1 tRNA gene and 3 rRNA genes are annotated in these 5,153 nt (G+C 49.6%); all 4 read left to right on the top strand.

Features of this window, described 5'->3' with window-relative positions:
• Window positions 1-115 precede the first annotated feature (115 nt).
• The 4 genes from IYQ92_RS09860 (at window position 116) to rrf (ending at window position 5,153) form a co-directional block, all read left to right on the top strand.
• A 16S ribosomal RNA gene (locus tag IYQ92_RS09860) occupies window positions 116-1,662 on the top strand.
• A gap of 54 nt (window positions 1,663-1,716) precedes the next feature.
• Window positions 1,717-1,789 (top strand) — tRNA-Ala (locus tag IYQ92_RS09855).
• A 154-nt stretch (window positions 1,790-1,943) separates the two neighbouring features.
• Window positions 1,944-4,845 (top strand): 23S ribosomal RNA (locus tag IYQ92_RS09850).
• A 192-nt stretch (window positions 4,846-5,037) separates the two neighbouring features.
• Window positions 5,038-5,153: ribosomal RNA gene (gene rrf, locus IYQ92_RS09845) — 5S ribosomal RNA — on the top strand.
• Together the 16S, 23S and 5S rRNA genes with 1 tRNA gene alongside form the textbook arrangement of a ribosomal RNA operon.

The following is a 5,153-nucleotide window of genomic DNA, read 5'->3' as shown; positions in this document are numbered from 1 at the left end:
AGACCTTTGAAAACTGAACAAGACGAACCAAAAGTGCAGGGGTGAGGTAGTAAAACTACTTCGTCAATGAACAATAAATCTGTCAGCGACAGAAGATGAGTGAAGAACTCAAACTTTTAATGAGAGTTTGATCCTGGCTCAGGACGAACGCTGGCGGCGTGCCTAATACATGCAAGTAGAACGCTGAAGGAAGAGCTTGCTCTTCTGGATGAGTTGCGAACGGGTGAGTAACGCGTAGGTAACCTGCCTGGTAGCGGGGGATAACTATTGGAAACGATAGCTAATACCGCATAACAATAGCTAACTCATGTTAGTCATTTGAAAGGGGCAATTGCTCCACTACCAGATGGACCTGCGTTGTATTAGCTAGTTGGTGAGGTAACGGCTCACCAAGGCGACGATACATAGCCGACCTGAGAGGGTGATCGGCCACACTGGGACTGAGACACGGCCCAGACTCCTACGGGAGGCAGCAGTAGGGAATCTTCGGCAATGGGGGCAACCCTGACCGAGCAACGCCGCGTGAGTGAAGAAGGTTTTCGGATCGTAAAGCTCTGTTGTTAGAGAAGAACGTTGGTGGGAGTGGAAAATCCATCAAGTGACGGTAACTAACCAGAAAGGGACGGCTAACTACGTGCCAGCAGCCGCGGTAATACGTAGGTCCCGAGCGTTGTCCGGATTTATTGGGCGTAAAGCGAGCGCAGGCGGTTTCGTAAGTCTGAAGTTAAAGGCAGTGGCTTAACCATTGTTCGCTTTGGAAACTGCGAGACTTGAGTGCAGAAGGGGAGAGTGGAATTCCATGTGTAGCGGTGAAATGCGTAGATATATGGAGGAACACCGGTGGCGAAAGCGGCTCTCTGGTCTGTAACTGACGCTGAGGCTCGAAAGCGTGGGGAGCAAACAGGATTAGATACCCTGGTAGTCCACGCCGTAAACGATGAGTGCTAGGTGTTAGGCCCTTTCCGGGGCTTAGTGCCGCAGCTAACGCATTAAGCACTCCGCCTGGGGAGTACGACCGCAAGGTTGAAACTCAAAGGAATTGACGGGGGCCCGCACAAGCGGTGGAGCATGTGGTTTAATTCGAAGCAACGCGAAGAACCTTACCAGGTCTTGACATCCCTCTGATCAGCCTAGAGATAGGCTTTCTCTTCGGAGCAGAGGTGACAGGTGGTGCATGGTTGTCGTCAGCTCGTGTCGTGAGATGTTGGGTTAAGTCCCGCAACGAGCGCAACCCCTATTGTTAGTTGCCATCATTCAGTTGGGCACTCTAGCGAGACTGCCGGTAATAAACCGGAGGAAGGTGGGGATGACGTCAAATCATCATGCCCCTTATGACCTGGGCTACACACGTGCTACAATGGTTGGTACAACGAGTCGCAAGTCGGTGACGGCAAGCTAATCTCTTAAAGCCAATCTCAGTTCGGATTGTAGGCTGCAACTCGCCTACATGAAGTCGGAATCGCTAGTAATCGCGGATCAGCACGCCGCGGTGAATACGTTCCCGGGCCTTGTACACACCGCCCGTCACACCACGAGAGTTTGTAACACCCGAAGTCGGTGAGGTAACCTTTTAGGAGCCAGCCGCCTAAGGTGGGATAGATGATTGGGGTGAAGTCGTAACAAGGTAGCCGTATCGGAAGGTGCGGCTGGATCACCTCCTTTCTAAGGATAAGGAAACCCTGTACGGAAGTCTTGTTTAGTTTTGAGAGGTCTTGTGGGGCCTTAGCTCAGCTGGGAGAGCGCCTGCTTTGCACGCAGGAGGTCAGCGGTTCGATCCCGCTAGGCTCCATAGAATCGAAAGATTCTAAGTATTGTCCATTGAAAATTGAATATCTATATCAAATTCCACAATTAGAAATAATTGTAGATAGTAACAAGAAAATAAACCGAAAACGCTGTGAATATTTAATGAGTTTTCTAGTTTAAAAAAACTAGGTTAATAAGGTTAAGTTAATAAGGGCGCACGGTGGATGCCTTGGCACTAGAAGCCGAAGAAGGACGTGACTAACGACGAAATGCTTTGGGAAGCTGTAAGTAAGCGCTGATCCAGAGATGTCCGAATGGGGGAACCCGGCAGGTAATGCCTGTCATCCATAACTGTTAAGGTTATGAGAAGGAAGACGCAGTGAACTGAAACATCTAAGTAGCTGCAGGAAGAGAAAGCAAAAGCGATTGCCTTAGTAGCGGCGAGCGAAACGGCAGGAGGGCAAACCGAGGAGTTTACTCCTCGGGGTTGTAGGACTGCAACGTGGACTTAAAGATTATAGACGAATTACCTGGGAAGGTAAGCCAAAGAGAGTAAAAGCCTCGTAGTTGAAATAGTCTTTATACCTAGCAGTATCCTGAGTACGGCGAGACACGCGAAATCTCGTCGGAATCTGGGAGGACCATCTCCCAACCCTAAATACTCTCTAGTGACCGATAGTGAACCAGTACCGTGAGGGAAAGGTGAAAAGCACCCCGGGAGGGGAGTGAAATAGAACCTGAAACCGTGTGCCTACAACAAGTTCGAGCCCGTTAATGGGTGAGAGCGTGCCTTTTGTAGAATGAACCGGCGAGTTACGATATGATGCGAGGTTAAGTTGAAGAGACGGAGCCGTAGGGAAACCGAGTCTTAATAGGGCGTCTTAGTATCATGTTGTAGACCCGAAACCATGTGACCTACCCATGAGCAGGGTGAAGGTGAGGTAAAACTCACTGGAGGCCCGAACCAGGGCACGTTGAAAAGTGCTTGGATGACTTGTGGGTAGCGGAGAAATTCCAAACGAACTTGGAGATAGCTGGTTCTCTCCGAAATAGCTTTAGGGCTAGCGTCGATGTTAAGTCTCTTGGAGGTAGAGCACTGTTTGGGTGAGGGGTCCATCCCGGATTACCAATCTCAGATAAACTCCGAATGCCAATGAGATATAATCGGCAGTCAGACTGCGAGTGCTAAGATCCGTAGTCGAAAGGGAAACAGCCCAGACCACCAGCTAAGGTCCCAAAATAACTGTTAAGTGGAAAAGGATGTGGGGTTGCACAGACAACTAGGATGTTAGCTTAGAAGCAGCTATTCATTCAAAGAGTGCGTAATAGCTCACTAGTCGAGTGACCCTGCGCCGAAAATGTACCGGGGCTAAAACAGTTTACCGAAGCTGTGGATGACACACTAGTGTCATGGTAGGAGAGCGTTCTATGTGTGATGAAGGTGTACCGTGAGGAGTGCTGGAACGCATAGAAGTGAGAATGCCGGTATGAGTAGCGAAAGACAGGTGAGAATCCTGTCCACCGTAAGACTAAGGTTTCCAGGGGAAGGCTCGTCCGCCCTGGGTTAGTCGGGACCTAAGGAGAGACCGAAAGGTGTATCCGATGGCCAACAGGTTGATATTCCTGTACTAGTGTATATAGTGATGGAGGGACGCAGTAGGCTAACTTATCCCAGCGATTGGAAGTGCTGGGCTAAGCAGTGAGGTGTGATATGAGTCAAATGCTTATATCTATAACATTGAGCTGTGATGGGGAGCGAAGTTTAGTAGCGAAGTGAGTGATGTCACACTGCCAAGAAAAGCTTCTAGCGTTAAGTATACACTACCCGTACCGCAAACCGACACAGGTAGTCGAGGCGAGTAGCCTCAGGTGAGCGAGAGAACTCTCGTTAAGGAACTCGGCAAAATGGCCCCGTAACTTCGGGAGAAGGGGCGCTGACTTACAGTCAGCCGCAGTGAATAGGCCCAAGCAACTGTTTATCAAAAACACAGCTCTCTGCTAAATCGTAAGATGATGTATAGGGGGTGACGCCTGCCCGGTGCTGGAAGGTTAAGAGGAGTGCTTAGCGTAAGCGAAGGTATGAATTGAAGCCCCAGTAAACGGCGGCCGTAACTATAACGGTCCTAAGGTAGCGAAATTCCTTGTCGGGTAAGTTCCGACCCGCACGAAAGGCGTAATGATTTGGGCACTGTCTCAACGAGAGACTCGGTGAAATTTTAGTACCTGTGAAGATGCAGGTTACCCGCGACAGGACGGAAAGACCCCATGGAGCTTTACTGCAGTTTGATATTGAGTATCTGTACCACATGTACAGGATAGGTAGGAGCCATTGAAATCGGGACGCTAGTTTCGATGGAGGCGTTGTTGGGATACTACCCTTGTGTTATGGCTACTCTAACCTAGATAGGTTATCCCTATCGGAGACAGTGTCTGACGGGCAGTTTGACTGGGGCGGTCGCCTCCTAAAAGGTAACGGAGGCGCCCAAAGGTTCCCTCAGAATGGTTGGAAATCATTCGCAGAGTGTAAAGGTATAAGGGAGCTTGACTGCGAGAGCTACAACTCGAGCAGGGACGAAAGTCGGGCTTAGTGATCCGGTGGTTCCGTATGGAAGGGCCATCGCTCAACGGATAAAAGCTACCCTGGGGATAACAGGCTTATCTCCCCCAAGAGTTCACATCGACGGGGAGGTTTGGCACCTCGATGTCGGCTCGTCGCATCCTGGGGCTGTAGTCGGTCCCAAGGGTTGGGCTGTTCGCCCATTAAAGCGGCACGCGAGCTGGGTTCAGAACGTCGTGAGACAGTTCGGTCCCTATCCGTCGCGGGCGTAGGAAATTTGAGAGGATCTGCTCCTAGTACGAGAGGACCAGAGTGGACTTACCGCTGGTGTACCAGTTGTCTTGCCAAAGGCATCGCTGGGTAGCTATGTAGGGAAGGGATAAGCGCTGAAAGCATCTAAGTGCGAAGCCCACCTCAAGATGAGATTTCCCATGATTTAATATCAGTAAGAGCCCTGAGAGATGATCAGGTTGATAGGTTAGAAGTGGAAGTGTGGTGACACATGTAGCGGACTAATACTAATAGCTCGAGGACTTATCCAATAACATGTAACTAAGGGCGTAAAATCCGCCTGAAAAATAGGAACCTAACGCAGTATGCTTGCATACAAGGCAGGTTATCTTTTTTCCAAGGATTTAGCCCGAGTACAAATAAAATGAAACCAGTCATATTGACAACGTTTCGGTTTCTTGTTAGACTATAGATATTCAATTTTGAGTAGACAATACTCGTAGTTAAGTGACGATAGCCTAGGAGATACACCTGTTCCCATGCCGAACACAGTAGTTAAGCCCTAGTACGCCTGATGTAGTTGGGGGTTGCCCCCTGTTAGATAGGGAAGTCGCTTAGC

Origin of the sequence: Streptococcus sp. HF-1907, assembly GCF_015594605.1 — a bacterium.
Taxonomy (GTDB): Bacteria; Bacillota; Bacilli; order Lactobacillales; family Streptococcaceae; genus Streptococcus.
This window is presented reverse-complemented; position numbering and strand designations above follow the sequence as displayed.